Annotated in this window: 20 protein-coding genes and 1 pseudogene; 6 read left to right on the top strand and 15 right to left on the bottom strand. The window is 74.1% G+C overall.

Going from position 1 to position 25,043, the window contains the following annotated elements:
• Nucleotides 1-14 precede the first annotated feature (14 nt).
• On the bottom strand, nt 15-1,700 hold the full coding sequence (locus AB0G63_RS28740; protein WP_360755910.1) for a CTP synthase: 1,686 nt from the start codon (nt 1,698-1,700) through the stop codon (nt 15-17).
• 521 nt (nt 1,701-2,221) lie between these two features.
• Here AB0G63_RS28740 and AB0G63_RS28745 point away from each other — a divergent pair.
• Nucleotides 2,222-4,024: a glycoside hydrolase family 15 protein gene (locus AB0G63_RS28745; RefSeq protein ID WP_360755912.1), complete on the top strand. Its 1,803-nt coding sequence runs from the start codon at nt 2,222-2,224 to the stop codon at nt 4,022-4,024.
• Nucleotides 4,025-4,145: 121 nt separating this feature from the next.
• On the opposite strand, the gene AB0G63_RS28750 is transcribed toward AB0G63_RS28745, so the two are convergent.
• Together AB0G63_RS28750 and AB0G63_RS28755 are read right to left on the bottom strand one after the other, a co-directional pair.
• Nucleotides 4,146-6,602, bottom strand: coding sequence for an ABC transporter permease (locus AB0G63_RS28750; protein ID WP_360755916.1), 2,457 nt, complete (start codon nt 6,600-6,602; stop codon nt 4,146-4,148).
• Nucleotides 6,596-7,333 carry an ABC transporter ATP-binding protein gene (locus tag AB0G63_RS28755; protein WP_360755958.1) on the bottom strand — a complete coding sequence of 246 codons (738 nt, stop codon included), beginning with the start codon at nt 7,331-7,333 and terminating at the stop codon, nt 6,596-6,598. The genes AB0G63_RS28750 and AB0G63_RS28755 overlap by 7 nt, the downstream gene beginning before the upstream one ends.
• A 199-nt stretch (nt 7,334-7,532) precedes the next feature.
• Between AB0G63_RS28755 and AB0G63_RS28760 the strand changes: the two genes are divergently transcribed.
• The 3 genes from AB0G63_RS28760 to AB0G63_RS28770 all read left to right on the top strand — a co-directional run bounded on the left by AB0G63_RS28760 (nt 7,533) and on the right by AB0G63_RS28770 (nt 11,177).
• On the top strand, nt 7,533-8,804 hold the full coding sequence (locus tag AB0G63_RS28760; RefSeq protein ID WP_360755961.1) for a sensor domain-containing protein: 1,272 nt from the start codon (nt 7,533-7,535) through the stop codon (nt 8,802-8,804).
• Nucleotides 8,768-9,436: a response regulator transcription factor gene (locus tag AB0G63_RS28765; RefSeq protein WP_360755919.1), complete on the top strand. Its 669-nt coding sequence runs from the start codon at nt 8,768-8,770 to the stop codon at nt 9,434-9,436. The genes AB0G63_RS28760 and AB0G63_RS28765 overlap by 37 nt, the downstream gene beginning before the upstream one ends.
• Before the next feature lie 88 nt (nt 9,437-9,524).
• On the top strand, nt 9,525-11,177 hold the full coding sequence (locus AB0G63_RS28770; RefSeq protein WP_360755922.1) for a PucR family transcriptional regulator: 1,653 nt from the start codon (nt 9,525-9,527) through the stop codon (nt 11,175-11,177).
• Here AB0G63_RS28770 and AB0G63_RS28775 read toward each other — a convergent pair.
• The 6 genes from AB0G63_RS28775 to AB0G63_RS28800 form a co-directional block, all read right to left on the bottom strand.
• Nucleotides 11,174-12,334 (bottom strand): glycosyltransferase family 4 protein, encoded by a 1,161-nt coding sequence (locus AB0G63_RS28775; protein ID WP_360755924.1) that lies wholly within the window; start codon nt 12,332-12,334, stop codon nt 11,174-11,176. The genes AB0G63_RS28770 and AB0G63_RS28775 overlap by 4 nt on opposite strands.
• Nucleotides 12,335-12,543: 209 nt before the next feature.
• On the bottom strand, nt 12,544-13,299 hold the full coding sequence (locus AB0G63_RS28780; protein ID WP_360755927.1) for a hypothetical protein: 756 nt from the start codon (nt 13,297-13,299) through the stop codon (nt 12,544-12,546).
• A 4-nt stretch (nt 13,300-13,303) separates the two neighbouring features.
• Nucleotides 13,304-15,064: a DNA repair protein RecN gene (gene recN / locus AB0G63_RS28785; RefSeq protein WP_360755929.1), complete on the bottom strand. Its 1,761-nt coding sequence runs from the start codon at nt 15,062-15,064 to the stop codon at nt 13,304-13,306.
• Between the two features lie 242 nt (nt 15,065-15,306).
• Nucleotides 15,307-16,212 carry an NAD kinase gene (locus AB0G63_RS28790; RefSeq protein ID WP_360755932.1) on the bottom strand — a complete coding sequence of 302 codons (906 nt, stop codon included), beginning with the start codon at nt 16,210-16,212 and terminating at the stop codon, nt 15,307-15,309.
• Nucleotides 16,209-17,024 carry a TlyA family RNA methyltransferase gene (locus tag AB0G63_RS28795; RefSeq protein ID WP_360755935.1) on the bottom strand — a complete coding sequence of 272 codons (816 nt, stop codon included), beginning with the start codon at nt 17,022-17,024 and terminating at the stop codon, nt 16,209-16,211. The genes AB0G63_RS28790 and AB0G63_RS28795 overlap by 4 nt, the downstream gene beginning before the upstream one ends.
• 69 nt (nt 17,025-17,093) lie before the next feature.
• Complete coding sequence (locus tag AB0G63_RS28800) at nt 17,094-17,414, bottom strand: hypothetical protein (RefSeq protein ID WP_360755937.1); 321 nt, start codon at nt 17,412-17,414, stop codon at nt 17,094-17,096.
• 42 nt (nt 17,415-17,456) lie between these two features.
• Here AB0G63_RS28800 and AB0G63_RS28805 point away from each other — a divergent pair, with 42 nt between their 5' ends.
• The gene (locus AB0G63_RS28805; RefSeq protein WP_360755940.1) at nt 17,457-17,804 is read left to right on the top strand and encodes a sterol-binding protein; all 348 of its coding nucleotides are present in this window, start codon (nt 17,457-17,459) and stop codon (nt 17,802-17,804) included.
• A 136-nt stretch (nt 17,805-17,940) separates the two neighbouring features.
• Here the strand turns inward: AB0G63_RS28805 and AB0G63_RS28810 are convergent, their stop codons facing one another.
• The 4 genes from AB0G63_RS28810 to AB0G63_RS28825 form a co-directional block, all read right to left on the bottom strand.
• On the bottom strand, nt 17,941-18,849 hold the full coding sequence (locus tag AB0G63_RS28810; RefSeq protein ID WP_360755942.1) for an ABC transporter ATP-binding protein: 909 nt from the start codon (nt 18,847-18,849) through the stop codon (nt 17,941-17,943).
• Nucleotides 18,846-19,883 (bottom strand): iron chelate uptake ABC transporter family permease subunit, encoded by a 1,038-nt coding sequence (locus tag AB0G63_RS28815; protein ID WP_360755945.1) that lies wholly within the window; start codon nt 19,881-19,883, stop codon nt 18,846-18,848. Before AB0G63_RS28815 ends, AB0G63_RS28810 begins: the two co-directional genes overlap by 4 nt.
• Nucleotides 19,880-20,923 (bottom strand): iron chelate uptake ABC transporter family permease subunit, encoded by a 1,044-nt coding sequence (locus AB0G63_RS28820; protein WP_360755947.1) that lies wholly within the window; start codon nt 20,921-20,923, stop codon nt 19,880-19,882. Before AB0G63_RS28820 ends, AB0G63_RS28815 begins: the two co-directional genes overlap by 4 nt.
• Nucleotides 20,924-21,026: 103 nt before the next feature.
• A complete protein-coding gene (locus AB0G63_RS28825; RefSeq protein ID WP_360755950.1) occupies nt 21,027-22,052 on the bottom strand; it encodes an HAD hydrolase-like protein in 1,026 nt (341 codons plus the stop codon).
• A 72-nt stretch (nt 22,053-22,124) separates the two neighbouring features.
• Here AB0G63_RS28825 and AB0G63_RS28830 point away from each other — a divergent pair, with 72 nt between their 5' ends.
• Nucleotides 22,125-23,417 (top strand): DUF1015 domain-containing protein, encoded by a 1,293-nt coding sequence (locus tag AB0G63_RS28830; protein ID WP_360755953.1) that lies wholly within the window; start codon nt 22,125-22,127, stop codon nt 23,415-23,417.
• Nucleotides 23,418-23,519: 102 nt separating this feature from the next.
• Here the strand turns inward: AB0G63_RS28830 and AB0G63_RS28835 are convergent, their stop codons facing one another.
• Together AB0G63_RS28835 and AB0G63_RS28840 are read right to left on the bottom strand one after the other, a co-directional pair.
• Nucleotides 23,520-24,296 carry a hypothetical protein gene (locus tag AB0G63_RS28835; protein WP_360755964.1) on the bottom strand — a complete coding sequence of 259 codons (777 nt, stop codon included), beginning with the start codon at nt 24,294-24,296 and terminating at the stop codon, nt 23,520-23,522.
• A 27-nt stretch (nt 24,297-24,323) separates the two neighbouring features.
• A pseudogene (locus AB0G63_RS28840) lies at nt 24,324-25,043 on the bottom strand (tetratricopeptide repeat protein); the annotation flags it as partial.

The raw sequence follows: 25,043 nt of genomic DNA on the forward strand, positions 1-25,043 counted from the left end.
GTACAACCGGTGTGCTACTTCGAATTCCCCCGCTCGCCCGCTTCCCGCCGGCGCTCGACGGCCGCCTTCACGAGGCCGGCGAACAGCGGGTGCGGACGGGTCGGGCGCGAGCGCAGCTCGGGGTGCGCCTGCGTGGCGACCAGGTAGGGGTGGACGTCGCGCGGGTACTCGACGTACTCGACGAGCTTGCCGTCCGGCGAGGTGCCCGAGAACAGCAGGCCGGCCTTCTTCTCCAGCTCCGCGCGGTAGGCGTTGTTCACCTCGTACCGGTGGCGGTGGCGCTCCTCGACGTACTCCTTGCCGTCGTAGACCTCGCGCACGATGGAGCCCTCGGCCAGCTTGGCCGGGTACATGCCCAGGCGCATGGTGCCGCCCATGTCGCCCTCGCCGGCGACGATGTCCAGCTGCTCGGCCATGGTGGAGATCACCGGGTGGGCGGTGGCCGGGTCGAACTCGGTGGAGTTGGCGTCCGAGATGTCGGCCAGGTTGCGCGCGGCCTCGATCACGATGCACTGCAGGCCCAGGCACAGGCCCAGCAGCGGGATCCGGTTCTCGCGGGCGTAGCGGATGGCGCCGACCTTGCCCAGCACGCCGCGGTCGCCGAAGCCGCCGGGGATGCACACGCCGTCGACGTCCGCGAGCTGCGCCTTGGCGCCCGCCGGGGTCTTGCAGTCGTCGGACGTGACCCACTTGATCTTCACGCGGGCCCGGTTGGCGAAGCCGCCGGCGCGCAGCGCCTCGGTGACCGACAGGTAGGCGTCGGGCAGGTCGATGTACTTGCCGACCAGGGCGAGGGTGATCTCGTGGTCGGGGTTGTGGACGCGGTCGAGCAGGTCGTCCCAGGTCGTCCAGTCCACGTCGCGGAACGGCAGGTCCAGCTTGCGGACGACGTAGGCGTCCAGGCCCTCGCCGTGCACGGTCTTCGGGATGTCGTAGATCGAGCGTGCGTCGGGACAGGCCACCACGGCGGCCTCGTCGACGTCGCACATCAGCGAGATCTTGCGCTTGATCGCGGTCGGCACCTCGCGGTCGCAGCGCAGCACGATGGCGTCCGGCTGGATACCGATGTTCCGCAGCGCGGCCACGCTGTGCTGGGTGGGCTTGGTCTTCAGCTCGCCCGAGGGGCCGATGTAGGGCAGCAGCGAGATGTGGACGACGAAGACGTTGTCGCGGCCCACCTCGTGGCGGACCTGGCGCACCGTCTCCAGGAACGGCAGGGACTCGATGTCGCCGACCGTGCCGCCGACCTCGGTGATCACGACGTCGACCTCGTCCGTCGCCATGCGGCGGATGCGGTGCTTGATCTCGTTGGTGATGTGCGGGATGACCTGCACGGTGTCGCCGAGGTACTCGCCGCGCCGTTCCTTGGCGATCACCGTCGAGTAGACCTGGCCCGTGGTGACGTTGGCGGAGCCGTCCAGGTCGCGGTCGAGGAAGCGCTCGTAGTGGCCGATGTCCAGGTCGGTCTCGGCGCCGTCGTTGGTGACGAACACCTCACCGTGCTGGAAGGGGTTCATCGTGCCCGGGTCGACGTTCAGGTACGGGTCGAGCTTCTGCATCACGACGCGCAGGCCCCGCGCCTTGAGCAGCATGCCGAGGCTGGAGGCCGTCAGACCCTTCCCGAGCGAGGAGGCGACACCCCCGGTGACGAAGATGTGCTTGGTCGTCGTGGCTGTGCTGTTTCGGAAAGCAGCGGGCATGGCCAAGAGGGGGCTCCCGTGGTCGCGGTCTGGGTGCTGTGCGGCTGCCGACCGGGAATCTCCGGGGGTGCCGTCGCTGCGGTTCGGGGGGTTTCTCCCACCGGTCCACGGGCTACCAGGGTATCAGCGCCGGAACACCACGGCTCCCGGCCACTCTCCGCGCACGCGTCGACACGGACCCGCGCGCCCTCACGGGTTTCTCACCCGTTGCTCACCCGTTCGGCCGACCCGGGTTGCCGAGAGCGGCACGCAGATCATCTACGTGCGTCGTATCCTGCTCGGACACTCGCTGCCGAGCCCGGCCGGGTAAGACGGCACACCCCCGCCCGTACTCACCGGAACAACGAGAGCTCGTCAGTTCATTGAGCACGAATCGTCGTTTTGCCACACAGCCGGACGACGGCTTCGCTTCACCGCTCAACGACGCAATACGAAGCAGTACGACGCAATACAACGACCCCTTGACCGCACTAGCGACAGCCCCTTCCCGGGGCGACGTGGCCGTTCGACTGGAGTTGCACGTGGCCGGGCGCATCGAAGACTACGCACTCATCGGAGACATGCAGACAGCGGCGCTGGTCTGCAGGGACGGGACAGTGGACTGGCTGTGCCTGCCCCGCTTCGACTCGCACTCCATCTTCGCCGGCCTGCTGGGCACCGAGGAGCACGGCTTCTGGCGGCTCGGCCCCGCGCACGCCTCCGACGCCGAGCCCCCCGCGGCGGCCCGGCGCGGCTACCGGGGCGACTCGCTGATCCTGGAGTCCGAGTGGGACACCCCGCGCGGCACGGTCCGGGTGACCGATTTCATGCCCCCGCGTGAGGGCGCCCCCCAGCTGATCCGGATCGTGGAGGGTGTCACGGGGCGGGTCCCGATGCGCTCGGCGCTGCGGATGCGCTTCTCCTACGGCCGTGTCGTGCCCTGGGTGCACCGGCACGACGGGCGCACGGTCGCCGTGGCCGGCCCGGACTCCGTCTGGTACGACACGGAGTGCGAGACGTACGGCAAGGGGCTCACCACGTACTCGGACTTCACCGTCGCACCGGGTGACCGGATCGCGTTCACGATCTCCTGGGAGCCCTCGCACAAGCAGCCGCCCGCGCTGCCGGAGCCGGAGCAGTCGCTCCAGGCCACCGAGGACTTCTGGCGCGAGTGGGTCGAGCACTGCACGTACCACGGCCCCTACCGCGAGGCCGTGATCCGCTCGCTGATCACGCTGAAGGCGCTGACGTACGCCCCCACCGGCGGCATCGTCGCCGCGCCGACGACCTCCCTCCCCGAGGACATCGGCGGCGTCCGCAACTGGGACTACCGCTACACCTGGCTGCGCGACGCGGCCATCACCCTGACCTCGCTGCTGCGCACCGGTTACCGCGAGGAGGCCCGTGCCTGGCGCGAGTGGCTGCTGCGGGCCGTCGCCGGCGACCCGGACAACCTGCAGATCATGTACGGCATCGCGGGCGAGCGGGAGCTGGGCGAGGCGGAGCTGGACTGGCTGCCCGGCTACGAGAACTCCGCGCCGGTGCGCGTCGGCAACGGCGCCGCGCACCAGCTCCAGCTGGACGTGTACGGCGAGGTCACCGAGGCGCTGCACCTGGCCCACATGACGGGCCTGGCCCGCAACGACTACGCGTCCCTGCTCCAGCTGAAGCTCATCCGCTACCTGGAGAAGCACTGGCAGGAGCCGGACGAGGGCATCTGGGAGGTGCGCGGTCCGCGCCGCCACTTCGTGCACTCCAAGGTGATGGCCTGGGTCGCCGTCGACCGCACGATCAAGCTCATCGAGTCCGGCGACGCGGACGGCCCGCTGGAGCGCTGGCGCGAGCTGCGCGACGACATCCACCGGGACGTGTGCGAGAAGGGCTACGACAAGGAGCGCAACACCTTCACGCAGTCCTACGGCTCGAAGGAACTGGACGCCTCGCTGCTGCTGATCCCGCAGATGGGCTTCCTGCCGCCGGACGACAAGCGCGTGATCGGCACCATCGAGGCGATCCAGCGCGAGCTGTCCACCCCGGACGGGTTCATCCTGCGCTACCCCACCGAGGGCGAGAGCGAGGGCGTCGACGGCCTGCCCGGCGACGAGGGCGCGTTCCTGGCCTGCTCGTTCTGGATGGCGGACGACCTCGCGATGATCGGCCGCGTGGACGAGGCCCGCAAGCTGTTCGAGAAGCTGCTGTCGCTGCGCAACGACCTCGGTCTGCTCGCCGAGGAGTGGGACCCGCGCCGCCAGCGCCAGGTCGGCAACTTCCCGCAGGCCTTCAGCCACGTGCCCCTGATCGACACGGCCCTGCGCCTGACCGCCTCGGGCGCGTACGGCGGCTGACCGCGGCCCGCCCCGGTCGTCGTCCGCGCGTACGACCGGGGCGGGCGGGCCCGCACGGCACGCGGCCGGGTGATCCGTCGGCCGCCGCCGGAGCCGGGCGGCCGCCGGATCCGGCCGGAGGTCACTCGCGTGCGCCCGCCGGCTCCACCGCCCCGCGGCGCAGGCGGAGGCCGGCCGGCACGACCGCCGAGCCCACGGCGATCACCGCGCAGGCGCCCAGGACCGCGGCGAGCGCCGCCCACGGGACCTCGATCGACGTCCGCACCGACAGCAGGCCCAGCGCGCTCCACAGGCCCGCCAGGCCGAGGCCGGCGACCAGCGCTCCCAGCAGCCCGCCGGTCACGACCACCATCAGCGCCTCGGCGCCCACCAGCCACAGCACCTGCCACCCGGTGGCGCCGGCCAGCCGCAGCACAGCCAGCTCGCGGACCCGGTCGGAGGTCGCCATCACCATCGTGTTCGCCAGTGATACGCCGGTGTACAGCAGGGCGATCCCGAGGACCAGGAAGAGGCCCGTCCGGGTCGTCCGGCCGGTCTCGGAGCGCGTCGCCCGCAGCCAGGCGTCCCTGGTGCGGACCTGCCCGCCCGACGCCCGCACCGCCTGGCGCAGACCGGCGGCCACGGTGGCCGTGCCGGCGCCGTCCGCGAGGCGTACGTCGACCCGGTCGACGGGCGCCGCGGGGGCGTTGCGCGGGGTGACGTACACGCCGTTGTCGCCGGTGCCGATGGTCATGACCGCGGCGATCTTCAGGGACTTCCGCGTGCCGTCGCCGAGCCACACGTCCACCCGCTCGCCCACGGTGTGCCTCTCCCACTCCTCGTTGACGATGATCGAGTCGTCGTCCAGGTCGCTCACCTTCCCCGCGGCGAGCGGGAGGCGCGCCGTCGCCGCGAGCGGTCCCGGCTCGACGGCCCTGGCGTCGGACCTGATGAGCGCCACGCCGTCCTCCAGGACGTACACGGCGCTCGACGAGCTCGCGGAGACCTCGGCGCCGGACACGGCCCGGAGCCGCTTCAGCGTCGCCTCGTCGAAGCCGGCGTCGCCCGCCGGAGTGACCACGAAGTCGGCGGCCGTCCGCTCGCGCGCCTCGGTGGCCTTCGCCTCGTCGAGGGTGGCGGTGGCGCCCAGCAGCGAGCCCGCCAGCGCGACCGTGACCAGCACGGGCGCCGCGACGGCGGCGGTACGGCGCACCCCGGCCGCGGCGTTCTCCCGCACCAGCATCCCGCTCGCGCCGGGCAGCCGGGACGGCAGCCAGGCGATCAGCCGGGTCAGTCGCGGCACCAGCACCGGCGCGAGCAGCGCCACCCCGGTGATCAGCAGCATCGGCCGGCTCACATACGCCTTGCGGTGCAGCAGGTCGCCCGGGTCCGTCACCAGGGCCAGGGCCGACGTCACCGCGGCGGTGATCAGCAGGGCCGCTGCGGACAGCCCGCGGCCCCAGGTCATCGCCCGGGTGTCCACGGACGCCTCGCGCAGTGCCTCGGCGGGACCGGTGCGCCCCGCCCGCCAGGACGCGGCCAGCACCCCGCACACGGCCACGAGCAGGCCCGTCGAGAACGCCATGGGGTAGGGCCAGGTGTGGTCGCCGATGCTGAACCAGCGGGGCGCGAGGCTCTCGTCGACCGCCCACCCGGCGAGCTTCGGAGCCCCGTAGGAGCCGAGCACACAGCCGGCGGCCGAGGCGAGCGCGCCGACCACGAGCGCCTCGGAGACGACCATGCGGCGGATCTGCCCCGGGGTCGCCCCGGCGGTGCGCAGCAGTCCGAACTCGCGGCGTCGCTGGGCCACCGCGAACGCGAAGGTCGAGGCCACCACGAACACCGACACGAACCCGGTGACACCGCCGGCCGTGCCGAACATGGCGTTCATCGCGGTGAGGGCCTCGCTGTCCCGGTCGGGGTCGGCGTCGGCGTACCGGCGCGCGTCCCCGGTGAGGACCCGGACGCCCGCGCTGCCGCGTACCGCCTCGCGCACGGCCGCCGCATCGGCGTCGACCACGAGCTGGAGGCTGCGCGGCGACAGTCCGGCGGCGCGGGCGTCGGTGTAGAAGACGGCGTTCTCGAAGCCGAGCCCGGCCACGGTGCCGACGACGCGTACGGTGCCGCGGTCGGTCCGCACCCGGGCGCCGGGACGGGCCCAGTCACCGCTGACGACGACCTCGTCCGCGGCCTCGGGCGCGCGTCCGGCGTCGAGCTCGTACGGCGCGAAGGCCGCGGTGGACCAGGGGTGGCCGACCAGATCGGCGGGCCCGCCGTCGGCCCGCACGGCGAACGACCGGTCCTCGACGACGGGCCCGAGGCCGCGCAGCCTCGCGATCGCGGCGGCGGGCACGGCGCGCGGCTGCGCGAGCCTCTGGGTGCGGCGGCCCTTCCAGGTGGGCACGTCGAGGGTGTCCTGCCCCCTGACGACGACCGGCGCGGCGGCGAACCGCTCCGGCCCCCGGCCGGGGGCGTCCAGCGAGGACGCCAGGGCCAGTCCCATCACGGCGATCAGCGCCACGCCCAGGCAGAGGGCGACGAAACTGCCGGCGAAGGTGACCCAGCGGGTGCGCAGGGTACGCAGCGTGGTGCTCAGCACGGCGCCGCCTCGAGCTTGGTGATGCGCGCCGCGATCTCCTCGGCGGAGGAGCCGGTCAGCTCGCCGTCGACACGGCCGTCGACGAGGAAGACGACGCGGTCGGCGTAGGAGGCGGCGACCGGGTCGTGGGTGACCATGATGATCGTCCGGCCGTCCCGGTCGGCCATGCCGCGCAGCAGGGTCAGCACCTCGCGGCCGGTGCGGGAGTCGAGCGCGCCGGTCGGCTCGTCGCTGAACAGCACTTCGGGGCGGGTGATCAGGGCGCGGGCCAGCGCCACCCGCTGCTGCTGGCCGCCGGACATCTCCGCCGGCCGGTGCCGCGCCCGGTCGCCGAGTCCGACCTGTTCGAGCACCCCGCGCACCTGGGCCTTCTTCGGGCGGCGGCCGGCCAGCCGCAGCGGCAGGGCCACGTTCTGCTCGGCGGTCAGCGAGGACAGCAGGTTGAACGCCTGGAACACGAAGCCGATGCGCTCGCGGCGCAGCAGGGTCAGCCTGGTCTCGCTCAGCGTGGTCAGCTCGGTGTCCCCCAAGGTGACCGAGCCCGACGTGGGCCGGTCCAGGCCCGCGGCGCACTGCAGCAGGGTCGACTTGCCGGACCCGGACGGGCCCATCACGGCGGTGAAGGTCCCCCTCCGGAAGGTGAGCGACACCCGGTCGAGGGCGGTGACGGACGTGCCGCCCGCCTCGTACCGCCGGGTCACGGACCGCAATCGGATCGCGTCGTGGGTCATGTGTTCCGCCACCAGCACCTGCTCCTCGGCTCGTCGGTGCCTTCACGAAACCGCGGACCGCCCTCCTGACGCAGTACGGCCGGAACGAGACCTGGGGTAGGGCCAGGCCTACCCCTGACACGGGCTCCGGCCCGATGGCCCCCGGCCGACGCGACCCCCTACGGTCATGCACATGCACCCTCGGAACGTGTGGCAGGCCATGTCCCGGCCGGGCTTCCTGCTGTCGGCCTGGCCCTGGCGCTCCGCCGCGTATCTGCTCACCGGCGCGGTGACCGGGGCCGTCGCCCTGGTGGGGATGGTGACCGCGGCAGCGGTCTGCGGCGCGCTGGCCCTGGTCCTGGTGGGGCTGCCCCTGCTCGTCATGGTCGCCCTCGGCGGGATCCCGGTGGCCTGGGTGGAGCGGCGCAGGCTGCGCCTGATCGCCCGCGATCCGGTGTCCGGCCGGCACCGGGTGCCGGCCGCGCCCGGGCTGTGGGCCTGGCTGACCACCCGGCTGCGGGAACAGGCGACCTGGCGGGAGCTCGGGTACACGCTGCTGTTCGCCGCGCTGCTGTGGCCGGTCGACGCCCTGGCGATCACGGTCGCCCTGTTCTTCCCGCTGTCCATGGCCGCCGCCCCGCTGCTGATGGCCACGGTCGGCGACGGCCACGAGGCGAAGGTGCTCAAGCAGTGGACGGTCACCACCTGGCCGGCCGCGTTCGCCGTCGCCGTACTGGGTCTGCTCCTGACGGGCCTGGGCGCTTACGCGCTCGGCGTCACGGCGGGCGCCCGTGCCGGGCTGACCCGGCTGCTGATCGCCTCCCGCGAGGGCGAGCTCGGCGCCCGGGTGGTCGAACTGGCCCGCTCCCGCGTCCGGTTGGTGGACGCCTTCGAGGCCGAGCGGCGCCGGATCGAGCGCGATCTGCACGACGGCGCCCAACAGCGCCTGGTGGCCCTGACGATGGCCCTCGGGCTGGCCCGCCTCGACGCCCCGCCCGGCCCGCTCGCCGACCAGCTCGCCAAGGCGCACGAGGAGGCGGGCAAGGCGCTCGCGGAACTGCGCGAGCTCATCCGCGGCGTCCACCCCAAGGTCCTCACGGACTACGGCCTCCAGGCAGCGGTCGCCGACGCCGCCGACCGCTGCGTGGTACCCGTCGACGTCGACCTCGCACTGCCGGGCCGGCCGCCCCAGGCGGTCGAGTCCGCGGCGTACTTCGTGGTCTGCGAGGCGCTCGCCAACGTCGCGAGGCACAGCGGGGCCGGCCGCGCGCGGGTGAGCGGCGGTCATCGCGGCGGACGCCTGGTCCTGGAGGTGCACGACGACGGCCGCGGCGGCGCGGACCCCTCGGCGGGCAGCGGCCTCACCGGTCTCGCGGACCGGGTGTCGGTCCTGGATGGCAGACTTGCCCTGACCAGTCCGCCGGGTGGACCGACTCTGTTGCGTGTGGAGTTTCCTTGCGAGTTGACCAGGGCGGCCGATCCCTGCGCGTAGTGCTGGCCGAGGACAGTGTGCTGCTGCGGGAAGGGCTCGTCGGCCTGCTCGGCCGCTGCGGCCACCAGGTGGTGTCGGCCGTCGGGGACGCGCGGGCACTGATCGCCGCGGTCGAGGAGCACGTCCCCGACATCGTGGTGACGGACGTACGCATGCCGCCCGGTTTCCAGGACGAGGGCCTGCACGCGGCAGTGCGGCTGCGCGAGAAGCGCCCCGCTCTCCCGGTCCTGGTTCTCAGTCAGTACGTGCAACGGACGTACGCCGCCGAACTGCTGGACTCCGGCGACGGATCGGGCGTCGGCTACCTGCTCAAGGACCGGGTCGGCCAGGTCGAGGAGTTCGTGGAAGCACTGCGCAAGGTCGCGGACGGCGGGACGGTGGTCGATCCCGAGGTGGTGCGCCAGCTGCTGCGCCGCCGCCGCGATCCGCTGGAGCGGCTCACCCCGCGCGAACGGGAGGTGCTGGCGCTGATCGCCGAGGGCAGGTCCAACGGCGCGATCGCCGAGGAGCTGGTGGTCTCCGAGGCCGCGGTCGGCAAGCACGTCGGCAACATCCTCGCCAAGCTGGACCTGCCTCCGACGGACCGGACCCACCGCAGGGTCCTGGCCGTCCTCACGTACCTCCGGGCCTGACCCGCGAGCGGGCCGGGCCGCCGTGCCCGGCTGACGTCAACGGGCCCGGGGATGCCCTCGGCGCACGTGCGCGGGTAGCGTCCGGCTCATGGACAGCGGCACGGACAGCGGCATGGACAGCGGATTCGACACCCAGGGCGCCGGGATCACCGTGCAGCGGGCGCTGGAGCTGCCCGGACTGCGCAGCGGGCTGCCCGAGGTCGTGGCGGGCGGCGACCGGCTGCAGCGCACGGTGCGGTGGGTGCACGCGGGCGAGGTGCCCAACATCGCCTCGCTGCTCAAGGGCGGCGAACTGCTGCTGACCACGGGATACGGCCTGGGCACGCGCCCGGCGGAACAGCGCGCGTTCGTGCGCACCCTGGCCGAGCGCGGCATCGCCGCCCTGGTCGTCGAGCTCGGTCCGCGCTTCACGCGGCTGCCGGCCGCCCTCGTCGACACGGCGCGGACGGCCGGCCTCCCGCTCGTCCAGCTGCACCGCGAGGTGCCCTTCGTCACGGTCACCGAGGAGATCCACACCGAGATCGTCAACGGTCACTACGCGCTGCTGCAGCGGGCCGAGGAGGTGCACCGCCGGTGCACCGAGGCGCTGCTGGGCGGCGGTGGCGTGCCGCAGGTGCTGGGCATCCTGGCCGACTTCGGCGGCAACCCGGTCTTCCTGGAGACGACGGACGGCCAGCTCCTGTACGCCGCCGGCGCCGGACCGGAAGGGGCGGATCCGCTCCAGGTGTGGGAGGGGCTGCGCAGCCAGCACAAGGAGGCGCCGCCCGCCGGTTCCGTGCTCGTGGACGTGCCCGGCGGCGGCCCCGGCACGGGGTCGGTGCGGGCGCGGCTGGTCCTGCTGCCCGTACGGGCTCCGCTCGCCCCCGTCCACCGCATGGCGGCCGAGCGGGCCGCGGGCATCCTCGCGGTGGTGCTGATGCAGGCCCGGCAGGAGGAGGAGCTGGCGGCGCGCGGGCGCGGCGACTTCCTGACCGATCTCGCCGAGGGCCGCATCACCGCCCAGGACGCGCCCGCGCAGGCCCGTGTACTGGGTTTCAAACCTGGCGACGGCCCGCTGCTGCCGGTCGTCATGCGGCTCGGCGACACCCTGTCTCCCGGAGGCGGCTGGGCGGTGCTGGCGCGCGCGGTCCTGGAGGAACTGTCCTCGGTGGGGGTGCCGGTGCTGCTGGGTGTGCGGCCCGTCGAGGGCCGCGTGCTGGTGCTGCTGGGCCTGCGTTCGGAGCGGGAGCGGCCGGCGGTGGCGGACCGGGCGGCGGCGGCGCTGCGGGCCGGGGTGGAACGGGCCGGCATGCAGCGCCCGGGGGCGCAGCTCCCGGTGGTGGTCGTCGGGGTGGCCGGCGGCTGGGCGGCGGCCTCGGCGGGGCTCAGGCACGCGGCCGAGACGGCGACCGCGGCGCAGGGGCTGTCGGACCGGCCCTGGTACGACGCCCGTCGCCTGGACATCGACCTGCTGCTGTGGCGGCTGCGCGACCATCCGGACCTGGCGGCCTTCGTGGACCGCGCGATCGGTCCGCTGCGCGATCACGACAGCCGTTCCCGCCCGCCGCTGCTGCCCACGCTCGAGACGTACCTGGCGCACGCGGGCCGCAAGGCGGAGACCGCCCGTGAGCTCCACCTCAACCGGCAGACGCTCTACAACCGCCTCGCCCGCATCGGCGAGTTGCTCGGCACCGACCTCGAGGACCCGCAGACGGTACTGGCGTTGAGCCTGGCGCTGCGGGCCCGCCGGCACGTCCCCTAACGCCTCTCCGGCGGCTGGACGAGCGGCCAGACCTGAGTCAACTCGTCGTAGATGCTGAGCACTTGGGTCACCGTCTGGTCCTCGGTGGGCCAGGTGGCCGTCTGCCGGACGCCCCGCTCCGCGAGCAGTTCCCGGCGCTCGGGGTCGCCGAGCAGGCGTACGACGGTGTCGGCGAGGGCCGCCGCGTCCCCGTACGGGACGAGGTCGGCGGCGTCGCCGACGAGGTCGGGTACGCCGCCGACCGCGGTCGCGACCAGCGGCACGCGCGCGTGCAGGGCCTCCTGGGCGAGCACCGAGCGCGACTCCCACCGGCTCGTCAGCAGTGCGAGGTCGGCCGCGGCGAGCAGTTCGGCGACGTCGTCGCGCCGCCCGACGAGCCGGACCGGCAGTCGCTCGTCCTCGACACGGCGTTGCAGGGCGGGACGCAGCGGGCCCTCGCCCGCGAGCACGACGAGCGGCACGGGGTCGAGGCCGCGCCACACGCGCGCGGCGTCCAGCAGGGTCTGATGGCCGCCGTGCCGGTCGAGGGAGCCGGCCGCCAACAGCAACGGCCGCTCGGTGGCGCCGAGTTCGGCCCGGAGTTTGGCACGCTGCCGGTCCGGGTCGTCGGCTTCGGCGGCCACGCGGGGCCGCGGGCCGGGCAGCGCCACGGCGGCGAGCCGCGCGTCGCGCGCCCCGGTCCGGCGCGCCCGGTCCACGAGGTCCGAGCAGGTGCCGAGCACGACGGTCGCCGCCTTCGCGACCCGGCGCTCCAGCAGGCGCAGCAGATGGGCGCGCGCGCCGTCGGCGTACGCCCGGCTGTGCCAGGTGACGACGAGCGGGGTGCGCCGGCCGCTGAGCGCGAGCGAGGCCCGGAAGGAGGCGTGCAGCCCGTGCGCGTGCACCAGGTCGGCGTCCCGGCACGCCGCCCGCAGCGCGGCGACCGCGCCCGGGTCGCTGCTGCGCGGCACGTGCACGTGTGCGGCACCGGTGCCCGTGAAGTCGTAGACGTGTTCGGCCTCGACGGGGGCGCACACCGTGACCCGCAGGCCCCGGGCCACCAGCCCCGCGGCCAGCGAGCGCACGTGCGCGCTGCTGTCGGCGTTGCCGCCGCCCAGCACCTGCACGGTGCGCAGCGGCGACTGGCCGTGCGGTGAGTGGCTGCTCACGGGGGTCACGTGGCCGGGGCTCCTGGTTCGGCGTCGGGCGGTCACGAAGAACGTACAGAAGGATCGGACGGAGGGGTGTACCGCGCGGTTTCCTCCACGTACTCCTCAAGGATGCCAGCACGTACGGGTGTTCCGGGAACGCGGCGGGCCGGGTGACGGCGCGGCGCAAGAAGCACGTCACCCGTACGAGTGACGGAGCGCACGCCTCCGGACAGGTGTCACGCGCCGAGCGCGCGTGCCGCCCCGCTCACCTTGTCACCGTACGCCGCCGCGGCGACGAGAGCCACGGCGTACGCGAGCAGTCCCGCGCGCCCGTTGCGGGCGACGGCGGCGGTTCCCAGGGCCGCGCCCAGCGCGTGCGCCCCGGTGTCGCCGAGCATGAGCCGCTCGCCGAGGTCGTCCGGCAGCACGGCCGCGGCGGCGCCCACCGCGGCGGCGGCCGACTGCGCCCCGGGGCCCTCCCGCAGCAGCCCCGGCGTCCCGAGGGCGACCACCGCCGCGGCCGCCCTGCCGGGCCGTACGTCCACGAGGTTGACGAAGTGCGCGGTCCCGGCGATCACGATCCCCGCGAGCACCTTGTCCGGAAACCGCTCCTTCAGCAGCGCCCCCGCGACCAGTCCGGCCGCGGAGATCCCGAACAACTTGACCGCGCCGCTGGTGACTTCACCGTCCCGCAGCGCCGACAGATGCGCCCGCAGCCCGCGCCGGTGGTCGCCGGCGACATCGTCCCAGGCCCCGCAGGCACCGGCGGCGAGCACCGCGAACCCGGCGGCGGGCCGCGCCCGTCCGGCGGCGACGGCCGCCGCCAGGGCGGACGCGGGCCCGGCGTACAGCCCGACGGTCCGCCCGGCGTAGTTCGTGCGCTCCCAGAACCGGCGCCCGCCGGGCGGCTTGGCACGCAGACCGGCGACACCGGCGCGGGTGAGGACGGCGGCGAGACAGCAGGAGAAAGCCCGGTGAGTGCGGTCGGTCATCCGGTCACCCTACGGGCGGCCCCTGACCGTCCGCCCGGGCGGTGGCCAGCAGTTCCTCGGCGTGCGCCCGCGCCGTCTGCGAGTCCTCCTGGCCGGCCAGCATCCGCGACAACTCCCGGATGCGCTCCTCCCCTTCGAGGACCTTCACCCCGGAGCGGGTGACCGACCCGTCCTGGGTCTTCTCCACCAGCAGCTGCCGGTCGGCGAACGCGGCCACCTGCGGCAGGTGTGTGACGACCACCACCTGCGCGGTCTTGGCCAGCCGCGCCAGCCGCCTGCCGATCTCGACGGCGGCCTTGCCGCCGACGCCGGCGTCGACCTCGTCGAAGAGGTACGTCGGAACCGGATCCGTCCCCGCGAAGACCACCTCGACGGCGAGCATCACGCGGGAGAGCTCACCGCCGGACGCGCCCTTGGCGATGGGCCGCGGCGGCGCCCCCGGGTGCGGGGCGAGCAGCAGCTCCACCTCGTCGACGCCGGACGGCCCGCAGGCGACCGTGCGCCCGCCGACCTCCACGCCCTCCGGGTCCTCGGTCTGCCGGATGTCGAACGACACGCGCGCGTGGGGCATCGCGAGCGAGGCCAGCTCCGCGGTCACCGCGGCCGCGAACCGCTCCGCCGCCTCCGCCCGGGCGTCCGACAACGCCTGCGCCAGCCCGCCCAGTTCGGCCCGCAGCGCGTCCCGCTCGGCGGTCAGCTCGCCGATCCGCTCGTCGTCGCCCTCCAACTCGGTCAGCCGGGCGGCGCCGCGCTCGGCCCACTCCAGGACGGCGGCCACGTCCTCCCCGTACTTCCGGGTCAGCCCGGTGAGGGCGGCCCGCCGCTCCTCGACGGCCGCCAGCCGCAGCGGATCGGCGTCCAGGTCGTCGGCGTAGCCCGCCAGCTCCCCGGCCACGTCGCCCAGCAGGATGCCGATCTCCCCGATCCGTCCGGCGAGCGCGGCCAGCGCCGGATCGTGCGAGCGGACGGCGTCCAGCGCCCGCTGCGCGCCCGCGACGAGCGTCGTGGCGTCGATGCCCTCGGGGTCCTCCGGGTTGCCGGCCAGGGCGGAGTGCGCGGCCGTCGCGGCGGACGACAGCGCCTCCGCGTGCCCGAGCCGCTCCGCCTCCTCCGCCAGCTCCACGTCCTCACCGGCGCGCGGCTCGACCCCGGCGATCTCGTCGAGCCCGTAGCGCAGCATGTCCGCTTCCTGGGCCCGCTCACGCGCGCGCGTGGTGATCTCGTCGAGCTCCGCGGAGACGGCCCGCAGCCGCCGGTAGGCCTCGGTGTACTTGGCCAGCGGCACGGCGACGGCGTCCCCGGCGTACCGGTCGAGCGCCTGCCGCTGCCGGGACAGTTTCAGCAGCCCCTGCTGGTCCGTCTGCCCGTGCACGGCCACGAGCTCGTCGGCCAGCTCCGCGAGCATGCCCACCGGCACGCTGCGCCCGCCGAGGTGCGCGCGCGAGCGCCCCTCGGCGGAGACGGTACGGCTGATCAGCAGTGCGCCGTCGTCGAGCTCGGCCCCGGCCTCCTCGGCCCGCACCACGGCCGCGGCGCCCTCGGGGACGGCGATCCGCCCCTCCACGACCGCCTTCCCGGCGCCGATCCGCACCAGCGCCGGGTCCGCACGCCCGCCCAGCAGCAGACCGAGACTGGTGACCACCATGGTCTTGCCCGCGCCCGTCTCACCGGTGACGGCCGTGAAGCCGGGCGACAGCTCGACGACCGCGTCGTCGATGACTCCGAGCGACCGTATCCGCATCTCCTCAAGCACGCACCCGACCATACGAGGTTTCCCGCGCGGTGTGCGACGCCGCCCCGCCCATCGGGCGTCCCGCGGGCCGTGACCACCGAAGGTTTCACTCATCGAACGAGCGTTCCCTACCGGAGGGGTGGTCGGGCAGCGCCCCGAAGGGGCGCGGGGAACTGCGCGACCGGCCGCCACGGCGCCGCAGCCGGCCGACGGCACAACGCGTCAGAAACGCGCGACGCGGCACGACGCGGCACACCCAGCGTCCAGCGGAGCGCCTAGTGAGGTGCTCCCCGCCACCCCGAGACCGGCAGCGCGAACTTCGCGACCAGCCGGTCGGTGAACGACGCGTGGTGCAGCCGGGCCAGCCGTACCGGCACGGCTCCTCGCCGCACCTCCACCCGCGCCCCCGGCGGCAGCTCCACCGTGCGCCGCCCGTCGCACCACAGCACGCCCGGCGGGATGTGCGGCAGCACCTCCACCGCGAGCACCGAGTCCGGCGAGGTCACCAGCGGCTTGGCGAACAGCGCGTGCGCGCTGATCGGCACCATCAGCAGCGCCTCCACCTCGGGCCACACCACGGGCCCGCCCGCGGAGAACGCGTACGCGGTCGACCCGGTCGGCGTCGACAGCACGATGCCGTCGCAGCCGAACCCCGTCACCGGCCGCCCGTCGATCTCCAGCACGACCTCGAGCAGCTTCTCGGCGGACACCTTCTGCACGGCGGCCTCGTTCAGCGCCCAGTCGGTGTGCACGATGTCGCCGTTGCGGTGGACGACGACGTCGATGGTCATCCGCTCCTCGACCTCGTACGAGCGGGTCACCACCCGGTCGACGACCTTGTCGAGGTCGTCCCGCTCGGCCTCGGCGAGGAACCCGACCCGCCCGAGGTTGACGCCGAGCATCGGCACCCCGGAGGCGCGGGCGAACTCGGCGCCGCGCAGCAGCGTCCCGTCACCGCCGAGCACGATGAGCAGCTCGCACCCGTCGAGGCACTGCGGGGTCGCCTCCTTGACCAGCTCCACCTGGTCCGGCAGCGGCAGATCGCGCGCCTCGTACTCCAGGACGCGCACGCCGATGCCCTCGCGCAGCAGCCCCTTGACCACGAGTTCGGCGCTGCGGATGGCGGCGGGCCGCCCGGTGTGGGCGAGCAGGAAAACAGTACGAGCTCGGTTCTGTGTCAACGCGGCCCCTCCGCCACTGCACGGTCAACGTCGGCCGGGTCCAGCTCGGGTGCACCGGACCGCAGCCAGAGAAAGTACTCGACATTCCCCGACGGCCCGGGCAGCGGACTGGCGGTGACGCCCCGCACTCCGAGCCCGAGCTCCCACGCCTTCTCGGCCACGCCCCGCACGGCCTCCGCCCGCAGCTGCGGGCTGCGCACGACTCCCCCGCTGCCGAGCCGTTCCTTGCCCACCTCGAACTGCGGCTTCACCATCATCACCAGGTCGGCGTCCGGCCTCGCGCACCGCACCAGGGCGGGCAGCACCAGGCCGAGCGGGATGAAGGACAGATCCCCCACGACAAGATCCACAGGCTCCCCATCGATCGCTTCGAGCGTCAATTCGCGTACGTTCGTACGGTCCTTGACGGTGACGCGTTCATCGCTCTGCAGAGTCCAGGCGAGTTGTCCGTATCCGACGTCGACGGCGACGACGTGCGCGGCTCCCGCCCGCAGCAGCACGTCGGTGAAACCTCCGGTGGACGCGCCGGCGTCCAGCGCCCGCCGGCCCTCGACGGCCAGCCCCTGCGGCACGAACACCTGCAGCGCGCCGGCGAGCTTGTGGCCGCCGCGGGAGACGTAGTCGGGGTCGGCGTCGTCGGCGGCGACCACGATGGCGGCCGCGGTCTCCACCTGGGTGGCGGGCTTGGTCGCGACGGTCCTGCCGACGGTGACGCGCCCGGCCGTGATCAGCTGGCTGGCATGCTCACGCGAGCGCGCGAGCTTGCGACGGACCAGCTCCGCGTCGAGGCGGCGGCGTGCGACTCCTGCCACGGTGGGTTCAGCTCCTGTTCCCGTACGACGATCGAAAAGTGTGAAGAAGGTGGGACCCGTAGGGTCTCATTACGGGGCGGTGGCCGGGCGAGGGGTGGGAGCCGGGTGACCGGTGGGGGCCGGCGGTCCTGGGCGGGCGTCGAGCGCGGTGAGCGCGTCGCGCAGCCCGCGGTGCACATCCTCGTACACCTCCACATGTCCGTCCGTCGCCAGGTGGTCGGCGTCGGCCAGCCGTTCCAGCCGGGCGTCGACCTCGGCGTCGCCGGTCGGGGTGCGGGGCACGTTCAGGGGGGCCGGGGCGGCGGGGTCGTCCCCGGGCCCGCCCGGGGTCTCGGCCCGGCCCTCGGCCTCCCGCGCCGGAATCTCCCTCTCCGCGGCTGTGTCGCTCATGCCCAGACGCTACCGCGAAGCCCTGCGGTACGGTCGATGCCGATGGCCACGATCGAGGAGTGCCGTGCCGCACTCGAGAAGCTCTCCGACAACATGCAGCACGCCGAGGGTGACGTCCGCTCGGCCACGGCCATGGAACGGTCGGTCAGCTGCCACATAACCGACCTGGACGTCACCTTCGCCGGCCGGCTCACCGGCGGCCGGATCGAGGTGCGTGACACCCTGGCGGGGCCGCCGCGCGAGCGGGCCGAGATACGGCTGAGCATGACCGGCGACGACCTGGTCGCGATGGTCGACGGCGAGCTGCACTTCGCCAGGGCCTGGGGCGCGGGCCGGGTGAAGCTGGACGCCGGCCTGCGCGACCTGTTCCGCCTCAGGAAGCTGCTGTAGCCGAGGCTCGTCGCCCACGGCTCCGGGCACGGCCCCGGCTCGGGACACACGTCCGCGGCCAGGGACACGACCGCAGCTCGGGACACGTCCGCGGCTCCGGGCCCGTGCTCAGCCCGCCGGTATCCCCTCACCGGCTTCAGCGGCTCTGAGGCCCGTTCTCAGCTTCTGGTCCGCTCCTGGCCCCCGTCCCGGCCGGGGTCCCGTCCACCACCGCACGCGCGCGTGCCCTCCGCGCCGCCGGCACCACCAGCGGCGTCCCCGTCTCCGGGTCGTCGATGACCTGGCAGCGCAGCCCGAAGACCTCCTCGACCAGCCCGGCGGTGACGACGTCGCGGGGCGCGCCCTCGGCGACGACCCGCCCGTCGCGCAGGGCGACGAGATGGGTGGCGTACCGGGCGGCGTGGTTGAGGTCGTGCAGCACGGCGACCAGGGTGCGGCCCTGTTCCTCGTGGAGTTCGGCGCACAGGTCGAGGACGTCGATCTGGTGCTGGATGTCCAGGTAGGTCGTCGGCTCGTCGAGCAGCAGCAGCGGGGTCTGCTGGGCGAGCGCCATGGCGATCCACACGCGCTGCCGCTGCCCTCCGGACAGCTCGTCGACGTACCGGTCGGCGAGTTCGGCGACCCCGGTCCGCGCCATGGACTCGCGGACGACCCGCTCGTCCTCGGCCGACCACTGGCGCAGGATGCCCTGGTGCGGGTAACGGCCACGGCCGACCAGGTCGCCGACGGTGATCCCGTCGGGCGCGATCGACGACTGCGGCAGCAGGCCGAGCGTCCGCGCGACCTCCTTCGCCGGCATCGACTGGATGACCTGCCCGTCCAGCAGCACCCGGCCCCGGCTGGGCCTCAGCATCCGCGACAGGGCGCGCAGCAGCGTGGACTTGCCGCACGCGTTCGGGCCGACGATGACGGTGAAGGAGTGGTCGGGGATCTCCACCGAGAGCTGCTCGGCGATGACGCGCTGGTCGTAGGCGAGGGTGACGTCCTGCGCGGACAGGCGGTTCACGGTGCTCCTTCGGAGGGTGTCGTACGCCGGGCCGGTCATATCCGGCCCGCCCTGCGCTCGCTGACGAGCAGCCACAGCAGGTAGGCCCCGCCCAGGACGCCGGTGACCACGCCCACCGGCAGCCGGTCGGCGCCGAAGACCCGCTGCGCGGCCCAGTCGGCGGTGACCAGCAGGGTGGCGCCCATGCCCAGGGACGGCAGCAGGTTCGGGCCCGGCGACCGCGTCAGCCGCCGGGCGAGCTGCGGCGCGGTCAGCGCGACGAAGGCGACGGGGCCGGCCGCGGCGGTGGCGGTGGCGGTGAGCAGGACGGCGGCCACCAGCAGCAGCGCCCGGACGCGCTCCACACGCACGCCGAGGGCGTTCGCCGCGTCGTCGCCCATCTCCATCATCCGCAGCCCGCGCGCGCCCGCGAGCACCAGCGGCACCAGCACGGCGCACACCGCGAGCAGCGGCCGGACCTGGTCCCAGCCGCGGCCGTCGAGGGAGCCGGTCATCCAGACCACCGCGCGGGCCGCGTCGACGATGTCGGAGACGGTCAGCAGGTAGCCGTTGACCGCGGTGACGACGGCGGACACGCCGACGCCGACCAGGACCAGCCGGTAGCCGTGCACACCGCGCTTCCAGGCGAGCAGGTAGAGGGCGAGCCCGGTGGCCAGTCCGCCCACCAGCGCGCCCAGGGTGACCTGGGCCGCGCTCCCGGAGAACAGCACGATCACGGTGAGCGCCCCGGCCGTCGCCCCCTGCCCGAGCCCGAGCACGTCCGGACTGCCCAGCGGGTTGCGGGTGACGGCCTGGAACAGCGCGCCGCCGAGCCCGAGCGAGGCGCCGACCAGGAGCCCGACGAGCACCCGCGGCAGCCGCAGTTCGTTGACGATGAACTCCTGGCCCGCGCTGCCGTTCCCCAGCAGCGTCTTCAGCACGTCGCCGGCCGGGATCGGGAAGTCGCCGGTGCCGATCAGCGCGACGCCCGCGGTGAGCGCGGCGAGCAGCAGCAGGACGACGACGGTGACGGCGCGGACGTCCAGGCGCAGCGAGATCCCGCCCGGAGCCCTCAGCACACGGTTGGTCTTCACAGTTGCGCCGTCCTCCGCCGTCGTACCAGAAGGATGAAGACCGGGCCGCCGACGATCGCGGTGACGACGCCGACCTGGAGTTCCGAGGGCCGGGCCACGACGCGGCCGACGACGTCGGAGCCGAGCAGCAGCACGGGCGAGAGCACCGCCGCGTACGGCAGGATCCAGCGCAGGTCGGGTCCGGTGAAGGACCGCACGACGTGCGGGACCATCAGTCCGACGAACACGATCGGCCCGCACGCGGCGGTCGCCGCCCCGCACAGCACGGTGGCGGCGAGCATGGCGAGCGCCCGGGTGCGGCTGACGTCGGCGCCGAGGGCCCTCGCGGTGTCGTCGCCCATGGCCAGCGCGTTGAGCGGGCGGGCGAGCACGAGGGCGAGGAGCGTTCCGGCCGCGAGGAACGGCAGCACCTGGAGGATGGTCGAGTTCGTCGCGGAGGACAGCGAACCCACCGTCCAGAAACGCATCTTGCCCAGCGCCGCCTGGTCCATGATCATCACGGCCTGGAGGTAGCCGTAGAGGGCGGCGCTGATCGCGGTGCCGGCCAGCGCGAGCCGCACCGGGGTGGCGCCCCGGCTGCCGCCCAGGAACCACACCAGCGCCCCCACCGCGGCCGCGCCGAGGAAGGCGAACCACACATAGCCGGTCAGCGAGGTGACACCGAGGTACGTCATGGCGGTGACGACCGCGGCGGAGGCGCCGGCGTTGATGCCGAGCAGTCCGGGATCGGCCAGCGGGTTGCGGGTGAGCGCCTGCAGCACGGCCCCGGACAGGCCGAGCGCGGCGCCCGCCAGCAGCCCGAGGAGGGTCCGCGACAGCCGCTCGTCCACGACGACGTCGCCGTACGTCCCCGTGTCCTGGAACAGCCCGTGCCAGACCTGATCCGGGCTCAGCTCCTTCGCGCCGATGGCGATGCTCGCCAGTGCGACGAGCACCAGGACCGCCGCTGACACGAGCAGCCCGACGGCGCGTACCGCACGGCGGGTGGGGGGCGCGGGGGCGGTGTCCGCGCGCTGTTCGGGAGGACCGTCGACCAACACGTAGTTAGGTTAGCCTACCCTCACACCCACTTCGCGCGGCCTCCGCTCTCCGCTCTCCGCTCTCCGCCTCGGCGTCGGCGTCGGCATCGGCGTCGGCGTCGGCTCACAGACCCAGCCGGGCCAGCGCCTTCCCCGAGTCGAGCCTGCACACGCCGTCCCCGGCCGCCGTCCAGGCCGCGGCGCACAGGGCACGCAGTCCGTCCAGGGCCTCGCCGTCGCCGTCCAGTTCCAGCTCCGTGCCCGCGGTCGCCGTCCAGCCGCCGCAGCGGAACCCGGCGCCCGCCTGCGTGACCTCCGGCTGCCCGGTGAGCAGCCCGCGCAGGTCCGCGTCGACGTACGTCGGCCGGTGCTGCGGCGGTGCGGCCAGGAGCTGCGCGCCGTCGGTCACGCCCGTCAGGACGAGCAGCGAGTCGACCTCTCCGTTGAACGCGCCCTCGATGTCCGTGTCCAGGCGGTCCCCGACCACCAGCGGCCGCTCGGCGCCGGTGCGCAGGATGGTCTCCCGGTGCATCGGAGGCAGCGGCTTGCCGGCGACCTGCGGCTCGGCGCCGGTCGCTATCCGCACGACCTCCACCGCGGCCCCGTTGCCCGGAGCGATCCCGCGTGCGCCCGGAATGGTCAGGTCGGTGTTGGAGGCGTACCAGGGCACCCCGCGCGCGATGGCGTAACAGGCCTCCGCGAAACGCCCCCACGGCAACTCGGGCCCCCCGTAGCCCTGTACGACCGCGACCGGATCGTCGTCCGCCGACTCGACCGGCTCGAGCCCCCGCTCCCGCAGAGCGACCCGCAGCCCGTCCCCGCCGATCACCAGCACCCGCGCCCCCGACGGCACCTGATCACTGATCAGCCGCGCGACCGCCTGGGCGGAGGTGATGACGTCGTCGGCGCCGGTCGGTATCCCCAGCTCGGTCAGGTGGTCCGCCACCGTGTCCGGGGTGCGCAGCGCGTTGTTGGTGACGTACGCCAGATGCATCCCGCCCGCGCGGGCCGCGGCCAGCGACTCGACGGCGTGCGCGATCGCGTTCCCGCCCGCGTACACCACTCCGTCCAGGTCGAGCAGCGCCGTGTCGTACGCCTCGCTCAGGGCCTGCCCACTGGCCTCGGGCCTCGTCCTGACGCTCTGGCTCATTCCACATCGCTCCTCGTTCGCTCGCTTTCCCCCGATCATCCCGCATGCCACCGACACACGTACGATGCCGGGATGAACACTGCAGGTCACTCGGAAGCAACGGCGCCCCGAGGCCTCGAACTCACCCCGTTCAGAGGCCTGCGGTACGACCCCGACCGGGTCGGCAGCCTGGCAGCCGTGACATCCCCTCCCTACGACGTCGTGGTCCGCCCCGACGGCCTGCACCACCTCCAGGACGCCGACCCGCACAACATCGTCCGCCTGATCCTTCCCCAGGCCACCACGCCCGACGCCCGGAACGAACAGGCCGCCGACACCCTGCGCCGCTGGCTCGCCGAGGGCGTCCTGACCACCGACCCCGAACCCGGCCTGTACATCTACGAGCAGCGGGACGGCAACGGCATGCTGCAGCGGGGGGTCATCGGCGCCCTGCGCGTGTCGGACCCGGCGGAGGGCGTGGTCCTGCCGCACGAGGACGTGATGCCGCACGTGGTCGCGGACCGCGCGGCCCTGATGCGGGCCACCTCCGCGAACCTCGAACCGCTCCTGCTGACCTACCGCGGCGACGACCCGGCCGCGGACACCTCGAGGCTCGTCGAGCGCACCGCACAGCAGCCCCCACTGCTCGCCACCACCACGGAGGACGGCTTCGCGCACCGCCTGTGGTCGGTCACCGACCCCGCCGAGGTGGCCCGCGTCCAGTCCGACCTGGCCCGGCACCAGGCCCTCATCGCCGACGGCCACCACCGCTGGGCGACGTACCGTCGTCTACGCGCGGAGCATCCCTCCCCCAGCCCCTGGGACTACGGCCTCGTCCTGCTGGTCGACACGGCCCGCTACCCGCTCCGGGTCCGCGCGATCCACCGCCTGCTGCACCACCTGCCGGTCCCCGACGCACTCGCCGCCCTCGACGGCCTGCTCCGCGTACGGCACCTGGACGTGTCCCTGCCGCAGGCCCTGGACGCCCTCGCCGACGCGGCCCGCGAGGGCAACGCGTTCCTGCTCGCCGGCGACGGCTCCTTCCACCTCGTCGACCGCCCTGACCCCGGCCTCCTCGCCCGTACGGTCCCCGCCGACCGCCCCGCCGCCTGGCGCACCCTGGACGCGACGGTCCTGCACGCCGCCCTCCTCGACCACGTCTGGCACATCCCCGGGGACTCCCCGGCCCGCGTCGCCTACATCCACGACGCGGCGGCCACGGTGGAGAAGGCCGAACGCGACCGCGGGACGGCCGTCCTGATGCACCCGGTCCGCGAGGAGGTCGTCCGCGATCTGGCCCGCCAGGGCGTGACGATGCCCCGGAAGTCGACGTCCTTCGGCCCGAAGCCCGCGTCGGGTCTGGTGCTGCGCGCGCTGGAGTTCTGACGGGTTCGACGGGTTCGACGCGCTCGACGGGTTCTGAAACCGCGGAGGGCGGGACCCCCGTAGGGATCCCGCCCTCCTATCACGCGCGGACTCCGGCGGGTGTCAGTCGTCGTCGCCGTCCTCTTCCGAGGCCGCCTTCGGAGCGTCCTCCGCGCCCGTTCCCTCGCCCTGCTTCTCGCTCTCGCCCTCGGTCTCGGTCTCGTCGAGGGCGTCGACGAACTCGACCCCGTCCAGCTCGGCGAGCCGGTCGGAGGCGTCCGTGCTGCCGTCCCGGTCGGCCTCGACGGCCTTGGCGAACCACTCCCGTGCCTCGCCCTCCCGGCCGACGGCGAGCAGCGCGTCCGCGTACGCGTACCGCAACCGCGCGGTCCACGGCTGCACGGAGTTGGAGGCGAGCTCGGGGCTCTGCAGCGTCACTATGGCCGCGTCCAGCTGTCCGAGGTCACGCCGGGCACCGGCCGCGACGAGCCGCATCTCGACCTGGCCGGCCTTGTCGAGCTTGTTCACCTCGGGGGCGCCGGCCATGTCCAGCGCCTTCTCCGGCCGCCCGAGCCCGCGTTCGCAGTCGGCCATGACCGGCCACAGGTCCACGGAACCGGTCATCCGCCGCGCAGCCCGGAACTCGGCGAGCGCCTCGCCGTACTTCTGGTTCGCGTAAGCGGCGAATCCGGCGGCCTCGCGGACTGCGGCCACGCGGGAGGCGAGCCGCAGCGCCACCCTGGAGTAGCCGTAGGCGCCCTCGGGGTCCTCGTCGATGAGCCGCGCGACCATCACCAGGTTCCTGGCCACGTCGTCCGCGAGCGTCTTGGGCAGGCTCTGCAGCTCCTGCCGTACGTCCTTGTCGATCTCGTCGCCGGTGACGTCCTCGGGGATGGGCAGCCGCTTGATCGGCTCCCGGTCGCGGTCACGGCTCCGGTCGTCCTGGAAGCGGCCGCCGCCACGCCGGTCGTCGCGCCGGTCGTCACGGCCCCGGAAGCCACCGGGACGGCCACCGCGGTCGTCGCGCCGGGGCCCACGGGCGCCACGGTCGTCACGGCCCCGGAAACCTCCGCGCTCGCCGGCGCGGCTGTCGTCCCGCCGGAAGCCACCGCGGTCCCCGCCGCGAGCCTCATCGCGCCGCTCGTCCCGCCGGAAGCCACCCCGGTCCCCGCGGTCGTCCCGGCGGTCGTCCCGGCGGAAGCCGCGATCGCGGTCGTCGCGCCGGAAGGGGGGACGGTCGCCCCGGTCACCACGGTCATCGCGACGCGGACCGCGGTCACGGTCGTCACGCCGGCCGAAGCCACCGCGGTCGCCCTCGCGCCGGTCGTCACGGCGCCCGTAGCCGCCACGGTCGTCGTCCCGGCGCTCGCGACGCTCACCACGGTCGTCACGATGGAACGACGGACGGTCACCGCGGTCGCCGCGGTCGTCACGGCGGTAGGAAGGACGCTCACCGCGGTCGTCACGACGCGGTCCCTGGTCACGGTCATCCCGTCGGAAGGAAGGACGCTCACCGCGGTCGTCGCGCCGGAAGGAGGGACGGTCGCCGCGGTCACCGCGGTCGTCGCGCCGGTAGGAAGGGCGGTCGCCGCGGTCGTCGCGACGCGGTCCCTGGTCACGGTCGTCACGACGGTAGAAAGGACGCTC

Source organism: Streptomyces sp. NPDC020996 (assembly GCF_040641355.1).
Lineage (GTDB): Bacteria > Actinomycetota > Actinomycetes > Streptomycetales > Streptomycetaceae > Streptomyces.